Genomic DNA, 19,266 nt, shown 5'->3' with positions numbered 1-19,266 from the left:
ATGAGTGGGCCGGGTCACGTCACCGCCTCCGCGGGGGAACTCGCGGGGGCGTTGCCTCGTTGGGTGACTCATCTGAGAGCGCCCAACCCCGGCCCCATGACCCTCGACGGTACGAACACCTGGGTGCTGCGTGCGCCGGAGGCTGAGCGAAGCACGGTCGTCGACCCGGGTCCCGACATGGCGGAGCACCTGGCCGCGATCGCGGAGCACCGGCCCTTCGCGGCCATCCTGATCACCCACGGGCATGCGGATCACGTCGAGGGCGCGCAGGCGCTTTCCGATCTCCTCGGCGGGACGCCGGTGCTGGCCGCAGACCCTCGGCACGGTGTGCCGTTCGGCGATGTGTCGATCGACGGTCTCACCATTGAGGTGCTGCGCACTCCGGGGCACACGCACGACTCGGTCAGTTTCGTGGCGAGCGCCGGTGACGAGCGCGTGGTGCTGACCGGGGACACGATCCTGGGCCGCGGCACGACCGTGGTCGCCTGGCCGGACGGGGATCTCGGCGACTACCTGGCCAGTCTTGAGCGGCTCTCGGCGTACCGTGGCGTCGTTGCTCTTCCGGGCCATGGCCCGGCGCTCGCCGACACCGGTGCGGCGGCCGCGTTCTATCACGCGCACCGGATCGCCCGGCTCGATCAGGTGCGGGACGCGGTGCGGGCCGGCGCGAGCACCGCGCCGGAGGTCGTCGCGCGCGTCTACGCCGACGTCGACCGCTCGCTGTGGTGGGCGGCCGAGTGGTCGGTCCGCGCGCAGCTCGACTACCTGCACGGACTCGACCGGGAATTCCCCAGCGGATCCGCCGGGTTGGACCCACCGTGACGTGTCCGGTGTGTGGGACGGTGGCGGTGCCGAACGCGCGGTTCTGCCACAACTGCGGTGCCGCGCTACCCGCCGTCGCCGATACCGCGGCCGCGCTGCCGGCGGCGGAACGCCGTGTCGTGACCGTGCTCTTCGGCGATCTCTCCGACTTCACCTCCTGGTCCGAGGAGGTCGACCCGGAGCGAGTCGGCGCGGTGACCGACCGGGTGATGGCCGCGCTGGCCGGTGCCGTGAAGACGTTCGGCGGCCACGTCGACAAGCTCACCGGTGACGGCATCATGGCGGTCTTCGGGGCGCCGGTGGCGCACGAGGACGACGCGGAACGCGCGGTCCGGGCCGCGCTCTCGATGCAGCGTGCGGTCCGCCGGGTGCTGGACGACGAACGCGGCGGCGGTGCCCCGCTCGGCCTGCGCGTCGGCCTGAACACCGGCGAGGTGGTCGCCGGCATCCAGGCGTCCCTGGAGTACACGGTCATCGGCGACACCGTGAACACCGCGGCCCGGCTCGCGGACGCGTCCGCGATCGGCGCGGTCTACGCGGGCGAGACGACCATGAACGCGACCCGGCACCTCGCGTCCTGGCGGCAGCTGCGCCCGCTCAAACTGAAGGGCAAGCGCCAGCCGGTCGCCGCGTTCGAGCTGCTCGGCCTGCGGGACGCGCCCGGCACCCGGTCCGGTCTCGGCGACGAGGCGCCGTTCGTGGGCCGCGAGGCGGAGCTGGGCCGGGTCGCCAGCCGGCTCGCCGAGGTGATCGACCGCAACGAGCCCGGCGTACTGATCATGACGGCCGAGGCCGGGATCGGTAAGACCCGGTTCGGCGCGGAGGCGGAACGGCTGGCCGCCGCGTTCGAGGGCACCGGCGGTGCCACCGTGCTCGCGGTCAAGTGCGCCGCGTTCGGCGAACGGCGCCGGCTGGCCCCGCTGGCCGACCTGGTGCGGTCCGCGATCGGCCTGCCGCATGAGCCGTTCACCGGCGCCACCCGGGCCGCGGTCGAGGAACGCGTCCGCCGGGTCGCCACCCGCCTGGCGAGGACGTCGCCGGACACGCCGGTCGCGGTGGACCCGCTGATGACGCTGCTCGGCTACGGCGACACGCAGACCGCAACCGGCACGCCGGACTGGTCCTCCCAGGACATCCCGGCGCCGCCGGACGCGGAGGTGCTGCCGGCCGCCGTGTCCGTGCTGCTCAGCGGGCTCGCCGCGGAGGCGCCGCTGTTCGTGGTGGTGGACGACCTGCACGACGCCACGCCGGAGACGATAGAGGCGCTCGGCGTGACGCTCGGCCGGCTGACCGGGCCGGTGCTGGTGCTGCTGCTCGGCCGGCCGGAACTGGTCCGGACCGCCGGCATCATGACCCGGATGTCCGAGGCCGAGGTCTACTCGCTGCCGCCGCTGCGCGGTGCGGACGCGTCCCGGCTGCTCACGTCCTATCTGGAGGGCGGGAAGCTGCCACCGGAGGACACCGACCGGCTGCTCGCCACCGCCCAGGGCAACCCGTTCTACCTGGCGGAGCTGGTCACGCTGCTGATGGAGCGCGGCGCGCTGAAGGCCGCGGTCGGCGCGAACGCGGCCGGCCGGTGGCGGCTCTCGGCCGGTTCGCTGGACCGGCAGCTGCTCTCCCGCGACCTCGCGGCCGTGCTCGCCGCGCGCATCGACGCGCTGCCCGCGGACGCGCGCGCGGTGCTGCGCGACGCCGCGGTGATCGGCGACCAGGTCGCCACGGCCACGCTGCACGCGCTGTGCGGGCGGCACCCGGGCGACTTCGAGCGAGCCGTGGAGGAGCTGCTGCAACGGCGCATGCTCACCCGTACCCGCGGGGGTTTCGCGTTCAGCACGCCACTGATGCGGGAGGCGGCCTACGCCGGGATCGGCAAGGCCGACCTGGCCGAGCGGCACTCGTTCCTGGCCCGCTGGGCCGCGGCCGAGGAGGACGAGGTGGAGCCGCTGCTGTCCAGCGGGTTCACCGGTCCGAGCGGCATGACCGAGGACGCGCGGGACCTGTTCATCGCGCACCACGTGGAGTCCGCGCTGCGGCTGGCGGACGCGGTCGGCCTGCGCACCGACTCGGACGTGCGCGACGTGGTGCCGCTCGGCGTGGCCGCGCTCAGCCGCGCCACCCGCCGCGCGCACGCGATGGGAGAGCCCGGCCTCGCGGTCGACTACGCGGAGCGCGCCACCGCGCTCGCCGACGACGCGCTCTCCGACATCGACCAGCTCGTGCACGCGAACGCGCTGATGCAGAACGGCCGGATCACCGAGGCGCTGGACCTGGCCGAGAAGCTCAGCGCGAACGCGGGCGACGACGCGGCCTGTCGGTCCGGCGCGCTGCTGATCGCGGGCCAGGCGCACCGGCTGCTCGGCGACGGCCAGCGCGCGGCCGGCGCCTGGGCGGAGGCGCTGGCCGTGGCCACGGACGCGGCGCTGCCGGCCGAGCGCGCGGAGGCGATGCGCCGGCTCGGCATGAACGACTTCTTCACCGGCCGGCTCAGCCAGGCCAGCAGCCGGTTCGCGGCCGCGTTCCAGGTCACCAAGACCGCGGGCGACCGGCACGGGCAGGCCTGGTCGCTGCAGGACCTGGCCTGGGTGACCACCGCGCGCGGTGACTTCGCCGGCAGCGAGGCGGTGCTGGACCGGGCCACGAAGCTGTTCGCGGAACTCGGCGACCCGGTCGGGCACGCGTGGGTACGCGGCACCACCGCGTTCTCCCGGCTGCTCGCCGGCCAGCTCGGCGAGGCACGGCGGCTGGCCGGGTCGTTCCTGCCGTTCGGCGAGCGGCTCGGCGAGGCCTGGGCGGTCGGCACGCTGCGGGCCGTGGACGCGTTCGCGGCGGCGGAACTGGGCGACCTGGTGGACGCGGACCATCAGGCGCGGGTGGCGTACCGGGACTTCAGCGAGATCTCCGACGACTGGGGGCGCGGGCTCGCGCTCTCCGTGCGCGGCGCGGTCGCGCGCGGCCTCGGGCAGTGGGAGCACGCGCACGACCTGCTCACCGACGCGCTCGGCTACAGCCAGCGCACCACCCACCCGTTGCTGCTCGGCATCGCCGGCACCATGCGCGGCTTCGTCCGGCTGCGGCTCGGCGACGTACCCGGCGCGGAGGCGGACGCGCGGTCGGTGCTGACCGCGGTGGAGCCGCACAACCCGCTGGCACCGGCGCAGGTCGGCCCGCGCGTGCTGCTCGCCGCGGTGCGGCTCACGGCCGGCGACGCGCTGACCGCGGTGGGCCTGCTCGCACCGATCGCGGCCAGCCGGGCGCCGTCGCTGCTGTTCTCCCGCCGGGACGCGGTCGCCACGTACGCGCAGGCGCTGCTGGCCGAGCGGCAGTCGATGCAGGCGCTGGACTGGGCGCGGCGCGCGGTGGCGATGCCGGCCGAGGACGTGCGCAGCGGCGTGCGCGCGCACCGGGTGCTGGCCGCCGCACTGCTGGCCAACGACGCGCCGGAGGAGGCGTGCGAGGCCGCGGCCGAGGCGGTACGGCTGGCGTACGCGAGCGAGCAGGTCAGCGAGCGGGCCGAGGCGGACGCGATGTTCGATCGTCTTCGTCCCGTATCGGATGATGACTTCACCCTGGAGCAACCGCTAGCCTGATCCGGCCATAGACCTTTGTGGAGGGATCGGATGAGGCTGCCCAGGTCGATAGCCGGGTGGACGATGGCCGTCTTCGGCATTCTGGCCATCATCATGGGTGCGACCGGCCTGATCCGGCCGGAGTCGATGCTGAGCAGCCTCGGCTTCGAGGTCGTGCCGGCCGCCGAGCGCTCCGCCGGCGACTACACGCTGGTGTTCATCACCGCGTCGTCGATGGCCAGCTTCAACATGGGCATCTACTACCTGGTCTCGGTCTGGACCGAGTGGCGGGCGTTCTACCTCTTCACCGTCGTGTTCCGGTTGGTGACGTTCACGGTGTTCACCACGCTGGTGCTCACCGGCGAGGCACCCGACCGGTTCTTCGGCGTCGCGGCCTGGGAGGGCGTCGGCGCGCTCGCGACCGGCATCGGCCTGTGGCTCGACCGGCGGCATCGCGTATTTTCTAATCCGTGACCGGCGACTCGGATCGGCCACCGCCGCCCGCGCCCGGGTCAGGCGGCAACGAACACGTGCCCGTCGTGCCCGGAATGACCGATCTGCGGAAGTTCGCCCGTGGCGGTTACGCCACGATCTACCGGGCCACGCAGATCTCCGTCGACCGCGAGGTCGCCATCAAGGTGGAGAACCGCGCGCTAGGCGACGACCGCGACCGCGCCCGCTTCCTCCGCGAGGCCCGCGCCGCCAGCCGCATGTCGTCCCACCCGCACGTGGTCGACCTGTTCGACGTGGGCGTGACGGCGGACGGGCACCCGTACCTGATCATGGAGCTGTGCGACGGCTCGTACGCCAACCGTGGCCCGCTGCCGGCCGGCCAGGTGCGCTCGGTGGGCATCAAGATCGCCGACGCGCTGGCGGACGCACACGCGGAACAGGTGCTGCACCGGGACGTGAAGCCGGCGAACATCCTGCACTCCAAGTTCAACGAGGCGGTGCTGGCCGACTTCGGGCTCGCCGTGCTGGCCGAGATGCGCGACCCGAACGTGACGCTGGAGGTGCTGACGCCGGCGTACGCACCGCCGGAGATGTTCCGGGCGTCCCGGCCGTCGGCTGCGGTGGACGTCTACGCACTGTGCGCGACGCTCTACGCGATGCTGCGGGGGAAGCCGCCGCGGTGGGAGAACGACCGGAACCCCAGCCTGCTCACCATCATGGACATGTTCAACCAGCCCATCCCGGACCTGCCGAACGTACCGGGCGAGCTGACGGCGGTACTGCGGCGGGGGATGACGAACGACCCCGCGTCCCGGCCGAGCGCGGAGCAGTTGCGGGACATGCTGTACGAGGTGCGGATGCCGGGTGCGGGTGCCAACGCTTATCCGAACCCGCGCCCCGAGGCCAACCACACCCCGCAGAACCGCCCCCCACGCCAGCCCGGCCGCGTCTACCACGGCGACACGTACACCCCGCCCCGCCCACCTCACGGCGACCCGCACCCGACGGTCCCCAACCCGGGCTTCCGCAGCTGGTTCCGCCGCCTGATGGGCTCCTGACACGAAGTGCACCGGTGCCGCCACCAAGCCGGAACGAAATCGACTCCGGTACGGCGGCACCGGCACGCTTATGCGGTCCTTCTTGTCCGTTCAGACGGCTTGATCGAACCCTTTCGGTAGCAATCCAGAAGCGACGGTGATCAAAGCCTGAGGGCTGTACAAGCTGGTATACGCTGCTCGGCAACCTGGAGCTTCGAGCGGAGGGCCGCTGCCGTGGCCGTTGCGAATCTCGTCTTCACCATCATTTCCAGCGTCGCGGCGGTGCTGACCGTGCTGCTGTCGGTGCGCTTCGTCCGGGAACGCAATCGGCCCAGCTGGCGCATCGTGGAGCAGACCATGAAGGAGTCGCTGGCGGAGATCCGGCGCTCCGGCTTCGACCCCGACGTGATCGTCGGAGTGGGACGCGGTGGTGCGATCGTCGCGGGCATGCTGGCCGGCAATCTGGGGCATCGGCCACTGTTCGTGATAGACACCGTGCTCGAGAAGAACGACGGCGTCAGCGAGGCACGCATTCGCTATCCCGACGTCATGCCGAGCCTCGCCGGGAAACGTATTCTGGTGGCCGTCGGAGAGCTATACTCCGGCGAAGATCTCAAGGTCGCCGTCAAGGCGGTGCGGGAACAATCACCGGCCTCCGTCAAGACGTTCTCGCTGTTCTCCCATCCGGCCACCGGCATCAAACCGGACTTCTGCGGGCACGAGACGAAACAGCCACTGAGCGCGCCGTGGCGGATGAGCGAGGAATACAGAGTGAGGCGCCTGTGAACGGCAGCAGCACGCCCCGGCCGCGCCGGGCGACGCTCGACGACGTGCGGTCGGTCGTGTACCTGCTCGAACTGATGCACGACGAGAACGCGACCGCACGCGACACCGGCCCGGAGGATGCCGCGCTGCTGGCCGAGATCCTGGCGCAGACCGGGCGCGAGCTGCTGGTCATCGAGGACCCGGACGGCCGGGTCGCGGGGACGGTCGACGTCGTCATCACCCGCAACCTCTCCCGGAACCGCAGCCCGTGGGCGATCGTGGAGAACCTGGTGGTACGCCCGGAGGAGCGCGGCAGGGGTTATGGCCGCGCGCTGATGGAGGAGGCGGCGAGGATCGCGACGGCCGCCGGCTGCTACAAGATCCAGCTCGTCTCCAACAACGCGCGCCGCGAGGCACACGGCCTCTACCGCTCGCTGGGCTTCAACGCCGACGTCTCCGGCTTCCGGCGGTATCTGAGCCCGGTCCGGCACTACTGAGCGGTCCGCCGACCGGTCGCATGCGAACGGCTCTCCCGTGTCGGCCGCTGATCTCTCCAGGCCAAGGGGCAAAACGGGGGAAGGTGCCTTGACGAGGCCATTCTCTCCGCGAGACTGGACAAATGGTCAAGACCCTGCGTCCACAGAGCTACAACGAGGTGTTCTACGTCGGGCACTACTTCCGCGAGGGGATCGCGGTCGTGATGGACCTGACCAGCCTGACGGACGAGGAGGCCACGCCGCTGGTCGACTTCGCGGCGGGCCTCATCGTCGGGCGAGGTGGGGAGATGGAACGTCTCGCCACCAAGATCTTTCTGCTGCGGCCGCCCGGCATGACCGAGGCAGATCTGCCGGACGTCCCGATCGTGGCGCCCCAGCCGATGTCCCGCGGCGGTCTATGAGCTAGGTCCTGTATCGAAGTGGATGGCCGGGCTGCGGCGAGGCCCACTTCGATACAGGGACCTAGAGCTGGAGCAGTCCGGTCTCCGCCTGGCCGCACGCGCGCTGTGCCGCCCGCCAGTGGCCGTCCATGTCCCGCGCGATCCCGACCAGGCGCTTCGCGTATTCCGTACGCTGGCTCGCGGAGATGGTTTTGATCTCCTCGCCGAGCTTCAGCGCGTTCTCCGCGTCGTCGGTCAGGCCGTTGACCGCGTCCCGCAGGTCGCCGTCGATGACCAGCAGCGCCGCGTGCTGCCGGGTGGCGTCGATCTCGTCCTGAAGCTGTTCCGCGCTCGCCGAACCGGTGGACGCGGTGCCGGCGGCCGTCGTCGTGGTCCGGTTGGCCGCGACCGCGGGTGTCCCGGTGGCGGTCTGCCCCGGGGTGGAGGCCGCCACCGCGCCGCACACCTGGTGCTTGGCGAACTCGTTCACGCCGAACGCCGCGCCGAAGCCGAGCATCACCACGGCCAGCGCGGTGACCGCGACCGGGCCCTTCCAGGAGCGGGTGGGCGGGGGTGCCCACATCGCCTGCGGCACCCGGCCGGGGGCGTAGTAGGCGTTGGTCAGCTCTTCGTACGGATTCGGGGGAGCGCCCGGCGGCTGCTCGGTCGTCATACGCCTGGTCACAATCGTCTGGGGGGGGACGGCGGGCACCCGGCAGTTCGGCACCCGAGCCGTCACCCTTAGAACTCCCGGCACGCAACCCAAAAGATCAAAGGCGGACCGGCATCACGACCGCGAACGAGTCCGGGCCGCGCAGCGCCAACGGCATGATCGGCCCGTCCAGTTCCAGCACGAGCTGTCCCGGCCCGCCCGCGTCCAGCGCCGCCAGCAGGAACTCCTGATTCACCGCGACCCGGTGCGGGCGATCCGGTGCGCCCGCCTCGACCGACCCGTCCGCACCGATGGTCAGCACCATCACGGTCGCGTTCTCGTGCCGCACCGTGGGCGCGGCCGCGACGTCCCGCCGCAGTGCCGCCGCGTCCACGCTGACCCGCAGCGGCTCCCCCGCCCTGGCCGCGAGCGCCCGCCGGTAGTCCGGGAACTCGCCGGGCGCCGGCGCCCCGCTCAACCCGTGCCCGCCGACCGCGAACGCGATCTCCGACGCGGACAGCGACATCCGTACCGGCGTGCCTGCGGCGAGCAGCGGCACCAGCGCGTCGACCAGCGGCAGCGGCGCGACCACGCCGGTGTCCGGGCCGGTCAGGTCGGTGAGCGGCACGTCCGCGATCGCCATCCGGTACCGGTCGGTGGCGACCAGCCGCAGCGCGCCGTCCAGCAGCTCGATGAGGACGCCGCTGAGCGTGGGCAGCTCCGGGTCGTTCCCGGCGGCGTAGCGGACGGCCGCGAGTGCGGCGCGCAACCCGTCGGCCGGGACGGTCAGTTCGGTCATGAGGTCCTCCACGAGATCCAGATCGCCGTCGATCATCCGGTGAATCCGGGAGAGCTCCCGCCGGGCGTCCGTCAGACCGTCCTCAAGGCGCCGTAGGTGCGCGTCGAGGAGCGCGTGCATGCCGGGCCGGTCGTCGTGCCGGTCCAGCATCGCGGTGATCTGCGACAGCGGCATGCCGACCCGGCGCAGCCCGGCCACCAGGCGCGCGGCCGGGACCTGGCCGGCCGCGTACCGCCGGTAGCCGTTGTGCGGGTCGACGAACGCGGGGCTGAGCACGCCGGCTCCGTCGTAGAAGCGCAGCGCGCTGATGGTCAGCCCGCTGGCCCGCGCCATCTCGCCGATCGTGCGCAGCTCGTCGTCGCTCTCCATGGCGAGGACTCTGATCCCTCGACCGGGTGGAGGGTCAAGCCACGCAGAACTCGTTGCCCTCGGGGTCGGCCATGGTGACCCAGGAGTGCGGTCCCTGCTGCCCGCGCCAGAGGAACGTGGCGCCGCGCGCGGTGAGCCGCTCGACCTCGGCCTCGCGCTTCTCGTCACCGACGCGCACGTCGAGGTGGACGCGGTTCTTCACGGTCTTCGCCTCGGGCGCGGTCTGGAACAGCACGCGCCGGTCGGTCGACGGGTGCCGGATGGCCGCGCCCGAGGCCCAGACCAGCGCGCCGTGATGCGTGGTGGTCTCGGCCTCGGTCGCGTACCCCTGGTCGATCATGGATTTGATGAATGTCGCGTCCTGCGGCTCGACGGTCCAGCCGAGCGTCTCCGCCCACCAGTCCGCCTGGGCGTGCGGGTTCGCGCTGTCGATCGCCACCTGGAAGTCGTATGCCATATCCCGGATCGTAGGGACAGCCTCCGACAATCAGGCCTCTTCCGACTGCACCGGCTGCTCGGCCAGCAGCGTGAACTTGAACTCGGTCGTCTGCGCGTCGGGATCGTCCTCGGCCGTCACCGTGTACGACTCGACTCGCACGCCGAGCCCGAGCGTGTCCGCGGCGGTCAGCGCCTCGGTCAACTCCTGCACGGTGTGGAAGTAGGCGGTGTAGATCTCGGTGGGCTCGTCGAGCACAACGTCGTCGGTCGTCATGTCGGCCGAGCCTAGATCCAGATTGGGCCGCGCGCTCGCTACACACCCTAAAGAGCGAGCCAGACCGTGGTGTCCGGCGGCAGCAGACCGTCCTCCAGCGGCCCGCTGGCCAGGCGCACGTCCCCGTCGAACGGCACCGGCACGGCCGACAGGTTGGCCACGCAGGCGAAGTCGCCGCGCCGGAACGCCAGCACGTCCGGCGCGGAGTCCAGCCAGACCAGCGGAGCGGCGGGGACAGACCGGCGCAGCCGCAGCGCGGACCGGTAGAGCGACAGCATCGACGCCGGGTCCGCGCGCTGTACCGCGACGGTCCGGTCCTTCCACGCGTGCGGTTGCGGCAGCCACGGCGTCCCGGCGCCGAACCCGAACGGCGGTTCCTCGCCCGACCAGGGCAGCGGCACCCGGCACCCGTCCCGGCCTGGGTCACGGTGGCCGGAGCGGTGCCACATCGGGTCCTGCCGGAGCGCCGGTGGGATGTCCTCGACCTCCTCCAGCCCGAGCTCCTCGCCCTGATAGAGGTAGGCGGCGCCGGGCAGCGCGAGGCTGAGCAGCGCGGCCGCGCGCGCCCGGACCGTACCGAGGCGCAGGTCGGTGGGGGTGCCCTCGCGCTTGGCCGCGAAGCTGAAGCCGGTCTCCGCGCGCCCGTAGCGGGTGACCGGCCGGGTCACGTCGTGGTTGGAGAGCACCCAGGTGGCGACCGCGCCGAGCGGCTCGTGCACGCGGATCGTCTCGTCGATGATCTCCCGCAACCGGGTCGCGTCCCACGGACTGCACAGAAACTCGAGGTTGAACGCGGAGTGCATCTCGTCCGGCCGCAGATACCGGGCGAATCGCTCGGGTGACGGGAGCCACACCTCGCCGATCAACGTCCGATCCCCGCCGTACGAGTCGATCAGCCGCCGCCACGAACGGTAGATCTCGTGCACGCCGTCGAGATCGTGGAACGGGTGCGGCGATCCCGGTGACACCGGCGGCAGCGCGGGGTCCTTGACCAGCAGCGCGGCCGAGTCGACCCGGAAGCCGTCCACGCCCCGGTCCAGCCAGAAGCGCAGGATGTCGAGGTGTTCCTCGCGTACCCGCGGGTGGTTCCAGTTGAGGTCCGGCTGTGCCTTGTCGAACAGGTGCAGGTACCAGGCGCCGTCCGCGGTCTGTGTCCAGGTCGGCCCGCCGAACTCGCCCTCCCAGTCGGTGGGCCGCGACGGGCCGGGCCGGAACCAGAACAGTTCCCGCTCCGGCGCGTCCGGGGAGGCCAACGCGGCCTGGAACCACGGATGCGCGGACGACACGTGGTTGGGCACGATGTCGATAATGATCTTCAGGCCGTGCGCATGCGCCTCGGCGATCAGCGTCTCCGCCTCCGCGAGCGTGCCGAAGATCGGCTCGATGTCCCGGTAGTCGGCCACGTCGTAGCCGGCGTCCGCCTGCGGCGACGGATACCACGGGCTGAACCAGATCGCGTCCACGCCGAGGTCGACCAGGTGGTCGAGGTGCGCGCGCACGCCCGCCAGGTCACCGATCCCGTCCCCGTTGCCGTCCGCGAAGCTGCGCGGGTAAACCTGGTAGATCACCGCGTCACGCCACCATGTGCTCACGTGTCAACCCTTCATTGCCCCGGCCGAGAGGCCCCCGATGATGCTGCGCTGGAAGATCAGAAAGATGACGATCATCGGGACGCTGGCGATCACCAGGCCCGCGAGCATCATGTTCAACGGCACCTGGCTGGTCAGCGACAGCCGGGACAGCGCCACGCTGAGCGTCTGCGCGGCCGGTTCCGGCAGCACCAGCAGCGGCCAGAGGAAGTCCTTCCAGATGCCGATGATCGCGAAGATCGAGACCACACCGAGCACCGGGCGGGACAGCGGCAGCACCACCGACCACAGCACCCGCAGCCGGCCCGCGCCGTCGATCGCGGCCGCGTCCAGCAGGTCGTTCGGGATCTGGTCGAAGAACCGCTTCAGCACGTAGATGTTGAACGCGTTCGCCACCGCGGGCAGCCACAGTGCCCACGGCGTGTTCAGCAGGTTCACGCCGAGCAGCGGCACGTCCGTCACGGTCAGGTAGGCGGGGATGAGCAGCGCGGACGCGGGCAGCATCAGACTGGCCAGCATGCCGCCAAGGATCACGTTGCCCAGCACCGGCCGTAGCTTGGACAGCGCGTACGCCACCGCCACGTCCAGGACCAGGATGAACAGCCAGCCGCCGAACGCGTAGACCACGGTGTTGGCGAAGTAGCGGGCGATCTCCATCCGGCTCCACGCGTCCGCGTAGGACGCCGGCTGGAAGCTCTCCGGAATCAGCGTGGGAATCGGCTGGGCCAGCTCGACCGGCGTTTTCAGCGCGCCGGTCACCATCCAGTAGACCGGGAACAGGAACGCCAGCGTGAACGCGATCGTCACGGCGCCGAGCACGAAGAAATAGAGCGCGCGGTGCCGGCGGATCTCCGTCTCCGAGATGAGCGTGCGCATCAGGACTCCTGGCTTCGGGTGAGCCGCAGATAGACCGCGGAGAACGCGGCCAGCACCACGAACAGCGTCACGCTCATCGCGGCGGCCAGGCCGAAGTCGTTGTTCACCGTGAACGCGTACCGGTAGATCAGCACCATCACCGTGATGGTGTCCGGATTCGTGGTGCCGGTCAGCTGATAGGGCTCGATGAAGACCTGCATGGTCGCGATGATCTGCAACAGCAGCAGCACCAGCATCAGGAACCGCAACTGCGGAACGGTCACGTGCCACAGCCGCTGCCAGACCGACGCGCCGTCCAGTTCCGCCGCCTCGTACAGCTCCCCCGGAATGCCCTGCAACCCCGCGAGGTACATCAGCGTGGCGCCGCCCAGGTTCGCCCACGTCGACACCAGCACCAGCGAGAACAGCGCGGTGCTCGGCGACTGTGTCCACTGCGAGGTGGGCAGGCCCACGCCGGAGAGAATCGTGTTGAACAGCCCGTTCCCCGGGTCGTAGAAATAGCGCCAGAGCAGCACCACCACGATCGGCGGCAGCATCACCGGCAGATAGACCGCGACCCGGAAGAATCCTTTCAGGTGCCGCAGCTCGTTCAGCAGGATCGCCAGGAACAGCGGCACCAGATAGCCGAGGACCAGCGCGAGGCCGGTGAAGACGAGCGTGTTCCGCCACGCGGTCCAGAACAGCGGGTCCGTGAACAGCAGAGCGTAGTTCTCGGTGCCGACCCAATAGGGATCGGTCACGAAGTTGTCCTGCTGGAAGCTCAGGACGATGCCGCGGACCAGCGGGTACCAGGAGAACAGCGCGAAACACGCGAGCCCGCCGGCCATGAACGCATAGGCCAGCAGATTGTCGCCGATCACCCGCCGCAGCCGCCCGCTGCGCGGCAGTCTTCCCGGATCGGGCGGGCTGAGCCGCTGGGTCCGTTCCGCGGCCGACAGGACCGCCATCGTGGTCACCTTTCCTTCACAAGCCATTCAGCGGTACGGGACGGAGGCCGGGCGGCGTTCCTGACGGGTGCGGCGGCCGGTGGGGCCGCCGGCGCTCCGACGGCCCCACCGCCGTCACCTGACGGACGCCAGGATCTGGTTGACCTGCGTCTCCGCGTCCGCGAGGAGCTGGTCCACGTTCGCATTGCGGTCGGTGAGCACCTTCTGCATCGCCACGTCCAGCACCGCGTAGATCTGCTGCGCGTTCGGCGGCTCCAGCTTCACCGGGATGCTCGGCATCGCGGCCTTGAACGGCGCGTAGTTCTGCTGCGGCACGTTCGCGTACTTCGCGTCCGCGGTCTCCTGCAACTGTGCGGCCGCACCCGTGAAGATCGCCGGCTCCGGCAGCCCGACCGGGTTCTTGTTGTCCGCGGCCCACTTGTTCTCCGCATCGAACCGCTCCGCGCTGGTGAACCAGAACGTCAGCCACTTCAGGCCGGCCCTGATCTTCGCGGGCGAGGCCTTCGCGTTGAACATGTAGCCCTCGCCGCCGCCGAGCGTGCCCGCGCCGCCCGGGATCGGGCCGAGCCCGTACGTCTCGTACCTGCCCTTGTACTGGTTGACGATCGTCGGGATGTTGTCCGCGGTCGCCACGTACATGCCGAGCTTGCCGGAGCCCATCATCTGGAGCAGGTCGGCCCACTCCAGCAGTTGCCGCTCACCCATCGAGTTGTCGGTCCAGCGCATGTCCTTGAGCTGCTGCAGGACCTGCCGGCCCGGCGGCCCGTTGAAAGCGGCCTTCCAGGTGCCGCCGTCGTTCACCGCGACCTCGCCGCCGAGCGAGTAGATCTCCGTGGTGAAGTGCCAGCCGCCGGTGTTGCTCTTCGAGTAGTCGCCGTAGCCCACGTGCCCGTCGCCGAGTGCGGTGATCTTCTTGGCCGCCTCCCGCACGCCGGCCCAGGTGCGCGGCGGGTTCTCCGGGTCGAGCCCGGCCTTGGTGAACAGCTCGCGGTTGTAGAGCAGACCCATCGAATAGTTCTTGTACGGCAGGCCGTAGGTGGCGCCCTTGTCGTCCTGGAAGACGCGCAGCACCTCCGGCTTGATCTGCGAGGTGACCGGGAAGTCGCCCAGGTAGTCGCTGATGTTCGCCACCTGCCGCTTGGCGATCAGGGTGGCCGGGTCGGTGAAGTAGACGTAGAAGACGTCCTCGAGCTGACCGCCGGCGAGCTTCGCGGCGAACGTCTGCGGGTCCATCTTCCCCTCGCGCGGGTCGAGGTCGATATCCGGATTCAGCTTCTCGAACTCGGCCACGTTGTCGAGAAAGCGCTGGTGGGTGGCGGCCTCGGTGGCCGGCGGCAGGCCGTTGATCACCAGGGTGACCTTGCCGCCGTCCTCGGTGTCGTCGCTGCTACCGGCACCGCACGCGGTGGTGCCGAATCCGAGCCCGACGACCAGCAGGAGCCCGAGAGTCGTCCGCATCCGATGTGTGCCCATGGGAACGGACCCCTTCCTGGGGTGAAGTTCAGTCGTTGTCACGCCGTGTTTCGTGTCGATGACGATACAAACACCAACCATTGACCGCAAGAACCGCACAACATCAAGAAAATTTCAGACGACACGGCCCGGCGGCGCGCGAAACGGCCCACGGTCAGCAGACCGTGGGCCGTTCGTGCGGGTTTGTTACTAGCTCCTCGGTGCCGGTGCGGTCGAGCTGCGCACCACCAGTTCCGGCTCGAACAGCAGCTCGTCCGCCGCGATCACCGCACCGTTGATCTGCTGCACCAGCAGCTCCACCACGTACTGCCCCATCGCCTCGATCGGCTGGCGCACCGTGGTCAGTGGCGGGTCCACGCTGTTCATCAGCGCGGAGTCGTCGAACCCGACCACGGAAACGTCCTGCGGCACCCGCAGCCCGAGCCGGCGCACCGCACGGACCGCCCCCAGCGCCAGCACGTCGCTCGCGCACAGGATGCCGGTGACGCCCCGCTTCACCAGCTTCGCCGCGGCGGCCCGCCCGCCCTCGGTGGAGAAGCTCGACCGCTCCACGTCCAGCCGGACCCGCCCGTCGTGCGCCGCCACCGCGGACTCGGCCGCGGCCAGCTTCCGCCGGGACGGCACGTGGTCGGCCGGCCCGAGCAGCGCGCCGATCCGGGTGTGCCCGAGCGACACCAGATGGGCGAGCCCTTGCTCGACCGCCTCCGCGTCGTCCGTGGACACCAGCGGGAAGCCGAGCCCGTCGACGCCCGCGTTGACCAGCACGGCCGGCAGGCCACGGTCGGTCAGCTTCCGGTAGTGCTCGTGCGACGCGTCCGCCATCGCATAGTTGCCACCGGCGAAGATGACGCCGGAGACCTGGTGCTCCAGCAGCATGTCCAGGAACTCGACCTCGGAGACGCCGCCGATCGTGCGCGCGCACAGCACCGGTGAGAAGCCCCGCTGCACCAGCGCGCCGGTCACCGCCTCGGCCAGCGCGGGGAATATCGGGTTCTGCAGCTCGGGCAGAACCAGGCCGACCAGCCGGGCTCGCTCGCCGCGAAGCTTCGTCGGCCGCTCGTAGCCGAGCACGTCGAGCGCGGTCAGTACCGCGATGCGGGTCGTCTCGGAGACTCCCTCGCGCCCGTTCAGCACCCGGCTCACGGTTGCCTCGCTGACGCCGGCCTTCTTCGCCACCTCGGTCAGTCGTCTCGTCACGGCCGCAATCCTACGCGCCCTGTTACGAAAGAACCGAACCGTTTCTCGTCGGTTGACTGAAAGCCGACGTCAGCTGCATGAAAGATCAGTCAAGCGCCTTGACGGCCTCGTGGATGGCACGGTGGAACGTCGGGTACGCGTAGATCATGTTCCGAAGGCGCTCCACCGGCACCTCGCCGTGCACCGCCACGGCCAGACCGCTCAACACCTCACCGCCGGTCACCCCCGCGGACGTGGCACCGACCAGCACACCCCGGTCCACGTCCTCGACCACCTTGATCACACCCGCGTTGCCCGGCCCGTGGATGAAACCGCGCGACGACGCGGACACGTCCGTCATCCCGACCCGCACGTTCAGCCCGCGCTCCCGCGCCTGACGCTCGGTCAGCCCGACCGCGCCGACCTCCGGGTCCGTGAACGTCACCCGCGGCAGCGCCCGGTAGTCCGCACCCGGCCCACCCTGGCCCAGAATGTCCCGCACCACGATGTCCGCCTGGTACATCGCCATGTGCGTGAACCCACCCTTGCCGGTCACGTCGCCGATCGCCCACACGTTCTCACCCGCGCGCAGCCGGTCGTCGACCTCGATGAACCGGCCGGACGCGTCCACACCCACCTCGTCCAGGCCCAGCTCACCCAGCTCCGCCCTCCGGCCCAGCGCCACCAGGAGCTTCACCGCGGACACCTCGGCGCCGTCGGACAGGCCCACCACGAAACGGGCCCCGTCGTGCCGGACGCGCTCCGCCCGTACCCCCGTGTGGATCTGGACGTTGTCGGCCCGCAGGGCCGTCGCCACCACCTCGGAGGCCTCCGGCTCCTCGGCGGCCAGCACCCGGTCCGCGCCCTCCACCAGGGTCACCTGCACGCCGAAGCGCGCGAACACCTGGGCGAACTCGACGCCGATCGCGCCGCCACCCAGAATCACCAGCGACGGCGGCAGCTGCTCGACCTCGACCGCGTCCCGGTTCGTCCAGAACGGCGTGCCGGCCAGCCCGTCGATCGGCGGCACCACCGGCGCCGTCCCGGTCGCGATCACGATGCCGCGCTGCGCCACGAACTCGGCGGTGCCGACCCGCACCCGGTTCGGCCCGACGATCTGCGCCGTGCCGCGCTCGAACCGCCCGCCCTTCCCCGTGAACCGGTCCACCGCCACCTTGTCGTTCCAGGTGTCGGTCGCCTCCTCACGGATCCGCTTCGCCACCGGCGCCCAGTCCGCCGTGACGGTCGACCGCCCCGCGAGCTGCGCCACCCGGCGTGCCTCGACCAGCGCGTTCCCCGCCCGGATCATCATCTTCGTCGGGATGCACCCGTAGTACGGACACTCGCCGCCCACCAGCCGGCTCTCGATGCCCACCACGCTGAGACCGGCCGCGGCCAGCCGGCCACCCGCCTCCTCACCGCCCACACCGAGCCCGACAACGACCACATCGACCTGCTCCGGCTGCCCCATGACCGTCAGCATGCCACCCGCGCTCACCCGCCGTCTTGTAGCGTCTCCCACCGTGATCCCGTTGCACGGCCGCGTTTCGCTCCCCTTCGCACCATTGCGCAGCGCCTTCTCCGCGCTGCTCGGCTCCGGCGCGGAAACCGGCGCGGCCCTCACCGTCATCCACGACGGCACCGTCGTGGCCGAGCTGTACGGCGGATGGCGGGACGCCGGCCTTTCCGAGCCGTGGACGCCGGACACGCTGGCCGGCGTCTACTCCGTCGGCAAGCCGGTGGCCGCGCTGTGCGTGCTGCTACTGGTCGCGCGCGGCCGCCTGGACCTGGACGACCCGGTGACCCGCCACTGGCCGTCATTCAGCGTGCCGTCGGTCACCGTCCGCCAGCTGCTCGACCACACGGCCGGTCTGGTCGCGTTCCCGCCCGGCCTGCCCGCCACCGCGTTCGCCGACTGGGACCTGCTCACGTCCTCGCTGGCGGCCACGCCACCGGCCTGGGAGCCCGGGACGGTGGCGGGCGAGTTCGCGCTGACCTACGGACATCCGCTCGGCGAGCTGGTGCGGCGGGTCGACGGCCGCACGCTCGGCACGTTCCTGCGGGAGGAGATCGCCGTACCGTGGGATCTGGATCTGGCCTTCGGCCTGTCCCCGTCGCAGATCGCGCGATGCGCCGACCTGGTCCCGGCGTGGCCCGCTGATCCACTGGGCGAGCCCGGCAGCTGGAAACACCGAGCCCTCTCCTCCCCGCCGGCGCGACCTCCGCGGCGGTCGTCAACGGTCCACTGTGGCGCACTACCGAGATTCCCGCCGTCAACCTGCACAGCACGGCGACCGCGCTGGCCCGCCTCTACTCGCTCCTCCCCGAGATCCTCCCGCCGAGCCTGATGACCTCACTGACGACCGCGTCCTACACCGGTTTCGACGTCGTCCTGAACCGCGACGTCAGCTGGACCCTCGGCATGCAGCTGGAACCGGACGGCAGCTGGGGAATGGGCGGGATAGGTGGGAGTTGCGCTTTCACCGACCCCACCCGCAACTACTCCTTCGCCTACGTCACCCACCACTTGTCCGACTCCCACCGAGTCGACCACTTGGTCGACACCCTCAACGAACTCCTTTGAGTTATCCGCTCACATCAGCGCACATAATCGATTATGTTTGACAGCTGATAGCGCCGGCCGGCGGTCACGGCTGGGCGGCCCTCACCAAGGATTCCCGCATCCGTCAGCGCCCGGTCGAACGTGACGCGGTGACCACCCACGGCGTGCTGCTCTTCGCCCTGGCGAACGCCAACCTCGGCTTCACCGACATGGCCGGCGCGCTGCTGGCCGCGATGCCGCGTATCCAGGCAGCCTGCGAGGCCGCCACGAGCGGCGGAATTGGGTGGTCCAGCGCGACGGCTCACTGCGGCACTGCTGGCCTCCAGCCTCGTCGTCCGCACCCAGCGTCGAATGAGGACCTGCGGCGGGACACGCCGACGCTGACTGTCGCATGGGCGATAAAAGCCACGAACAGGCTAAACCGACACGCCGTACACCTCTCGGCTCTAAGCCGAGAACCAGCCGCCGACCTGCGGCTCCTGGGCACCGGACCGCGCTGATCGCTACCGGTGCAACCGATGCCACTCAGCGTGATCGAACGGCAGAGTTGCATCCCGGCACACCGATCACGGGAGGCAACACACGATGCG

The 19,266-nt window shown here is 70.7% G+C and carries 20 protein-coding genes; 10 read left to right on the top strand and 10 right to left on the bottom strand.

All coding sequences use genetic code 11. The features are described 5' to 3' along the window. The 7 genes from J2S42_RS23345 (at position 1) to J2S42_RS23315 (ending at position 7,541) form a co-directional block, all read left to right on the top strand. Entirely contained in the window at positions 1-822 is an 822-nt protein-coding gene (locus J2S42_RS23345; RefSeq protein WP_307242396.1) for an MBL fold metallo-hydrolase, read from the top strand. Next, a complete protein-coding gene (locus J2S42_RS23340; protein WP_307242394.1) occupies positions 819-4,409 on the top strand; it encodes an adenylate/guanylate cyclase domain-containing protein in 3,591 nt (1,196 codons plus the stop codon). Before J2S42_RS23345 ends, J2S42_RS23340 begins: the two co-directional genes overlap by 4 nt. A gap of 30 nt (positions 4,410-4,439) precedes the next feature. Continuing rightward, positions 4,440-4,862 (top strand): hypothetical protein, encoded by a 423-nt coding sequence (locus tag J2S42_RS23335; protein WP_307242393.1) that lies wholly within the window; start codon positions 4,440-4,442, stop codon positions 4,860-4,862. A 74-nt stretch (positions 4,863-4,936) separates the two neighbouring features. After that, on the top strand, positions 4,937-5,899 hold the full coding sequence (locus tag J2S42_RS23330; protein ID WP_307242391.1) for a serine/threonine-protein kinase: 963 nt from the start codon (positions 4,937-4,939) through the stop codon (positions 5,897-5,899). Positions 5,900-6,112: 213 nt separating this feature from the next. Continuing rightward, on the top strand, positions 6,113-6,664 hold the full coding sequence (locus J2S42_RS23325) for a phosphoribosyltransferase (RefSeq protein ID WP_307242389.1): 552 nt from the start codon (positions 6,113-6,115) through the stop codon (positions 6,662-6,664). After that, positions 6,661-7,140: a GNAT family N-acetyltransferase gene (locus J2S42_RS23320; protein WP_307242388.1), complete on the top strand. Its 480-nt coding sequence runs from the start codon at positions 6,661-6,663 to the stop codon at positions 7,138-7,140. Before J2S42_RS23325 ends, J2S42_RS23320 begins: the two co-directional genes overlap by 4 nt. A 122-nt stretch (positions 7,141-7,262) precedes the next feature. After that, complete coding sequence (locus tag J2S42_RS23315; RefSeq protein ID WP_307242386.1) at positions 7,263-7,541, top strand: cell division protein SepF; 279 nt, start codon at positions 7,263-7,265, stop codon at positions 7,539-7,541. A gap of 61 nt (positions 7,542-7,602) precedes the next feature. Here J2S42_RS23315 and J2S42_RS23310 read toward each other — a convergent pair whose 3' ends face one another. The 10 genes from J2S42_RS23310 to J2S42_RS23265 form a co-directional block, all read right to left on the bottom strand. Next, positions 7,603-8,193, bottom strand: a complete 591-nt coding sequence (locus J2S42_RS23310; protein WP_307242384.1) for a hypothetical protein — start codon at positions 8,191-8,193, stop codon at positions 7,603-7,605. A gap of 97 nt (positions 8,194-8,290) precedes the next feature. Beyond that, the gene (locus tag J2S42_RS23305; RefSeq protein WP_370879423.1) at positions 8,291-9,322 is read right to left on the bottom strand and encodes a DNA polymerase III subunit beta family protein; all 1,032 of its coding nucleotides are present in this window, start codon (positions 9,320-9,322) and stop codon (positions 8,291-8,293) included. 52 nt (positions 9,323-9,374) lie between these two features. Then, complete coding sequence (locus tag J2S42_RS23300) at positions 9,375-9,797, bottom strand: VOC family protein (protein WP_307242381.1); 423 nt, start codon at positions 9,795-9,797, stop codon at positions 9,375-9,377. Between the two features lie 30 nt (positions 9,798-9,827). Next, the gene (locus tag J2S42_RS23295; RefSeq protein WP_307242379.1) at positions 9,828-10,052 is read right to left on the bottom strand and encodes a hypothetical protein; all 225 of its coding nucleotides are present in this window, start codon (positions 10,050-10,052) and stop codon (positions 9,828-9,830) included. A 47-nt stretch (positions 10,053-10,099) separates the two neighbouring features. Next, positions 10,100-11,644 carry a glycoside hydrolase family 13 protein gene (locus J2S42_RS23290; protein WP_307242378.1) on the bottom strand — a complete coding sequence of 515 codons (1,545 nt, stop codon included), beginning with the start codon at positions 11,642-11,644 and terminating at the stop codon, positions 10,100-10,102. A 3-nt stretch (positions 11,645-11,647) separates the two neighbouring features. Next, on the bottom strand, positions 11,648-12,517 hold the full coding sequence (locus tag J2S42_RS23285) for a carbohydrate ABC transporter permease (RefSeq protein ID WP_307242376.1): 870 nt from the start codon (positions 12,515-12,517) through the stop codon (positions 11,648-11,650). Then, a complete protein-coding gene (locus J2S42_RS23280) occupies positions 12,517-13,464 on the bottom strand; it encodes a carbohydrate ABC transporter permease (RefSeq protein ID WP_307242374.1) in 948 nt (315 codons plus the stop codon). The genes J2S42_RS23285 and J2S42_RS23280 overlap by 1 nt, the downstream gene beginning before the upstream one ends. A gap of 114 nt (positions 13,465-13,578) precedes the next feature. Further along, entirely contained in the window at positions 13,579-14,937 is a 1,359-nt protein-coding gene (locus J2S42_RS23275; RefSeq protein WP_307242372.1) for an ABC transporter substrate-binding protein, read from the bottom strand. 189 nt (positions 14,938-15,126) lie between these two features. Further along, complete coding sequence (locus J2S42_RS23270) at positions 15,127-16,134, bottom strand: LacI family DNA-binding transcriptional regulator (RefSeq protein ID WP_370879223.1); 1,008 nt, start codon at positions 16,132-16,134, stop codon at positions 15,127-15,129. An 85-nt stretch (positions 16,135-16,219) separates the two neighbouring features. Further along, entirely contained in the window at positions 16,220-17,584 is a 1,365-nt protein-coding gene (locus tag J2S42_RS23265; protein ID WP_307242371.1) for a dihydrolipoyl dehydrogenase family protein, read from the bottom strand. A 94-nt stretch (positions 17,585-17,678) separates the two neighbouring features. Here J2S42_RS23265 and J2S42_RS23260 point away from each other — a divergent pair, with 94 nt between their 5' ends. Genes J2S42_RS23260 through J2S42_RS23250 form a run of 3 tightly spaced genes read left to right on the top strand, consistent with a single transcriptional unit; the run spans position 17,679 to position 19,176 of the window. Beyond that, positions 17,679-18,461, top strand: a complete 783-nt coding sequence (locus tag J2S42_RS23260) for a serine hydrolase domain-containing protein (protein WP_307242369.1) — start codon at positions 17,679-17,681, stop codon at positions 18,459-18,461. Further along, positions 18,359-18,697 (top strand): serine hydrolase, encoded by a 339-nt coding sequence (locus J2S42_RS23255; RefSeq protein WP_307248955.1) that lies wholly within the window; start codon positions 18,359-18,361, stop codon positions 18,695-18,697. The genes J2S42_RS23260 and J2S42_RS23255 overlap by 103 nt, the downstream gene beginning before the upstream one ends. A gap of 44 nt (positions 18,698-18,741) precedes the next feature. Next, positions 18,742-19,176 (top strand): PIN-like domain-containing protein, encoded by a 435-nt coding sequence (locus J2S42_RS23250; protein ID WP_307248954.1) that lies wholly within the window; start codon positions 18,742-18,744, stop codon positions 19,174-19,176. Positions 19,177-19,266 lie beyond the last annotated feature (90 nt).

This window comes from Catenuloplanes indicus (assembly GCF_030813715.1).
Lineage (GTDB): Bacteria > Actinomycetota > Actinomycetes > Mycobacteriales > Micromonosporaceae > Catenuloplanes > Catenuloplanes indicus.
This window is presented reverse-complemented; position numbering and strand designations above follow the sequence as displayed.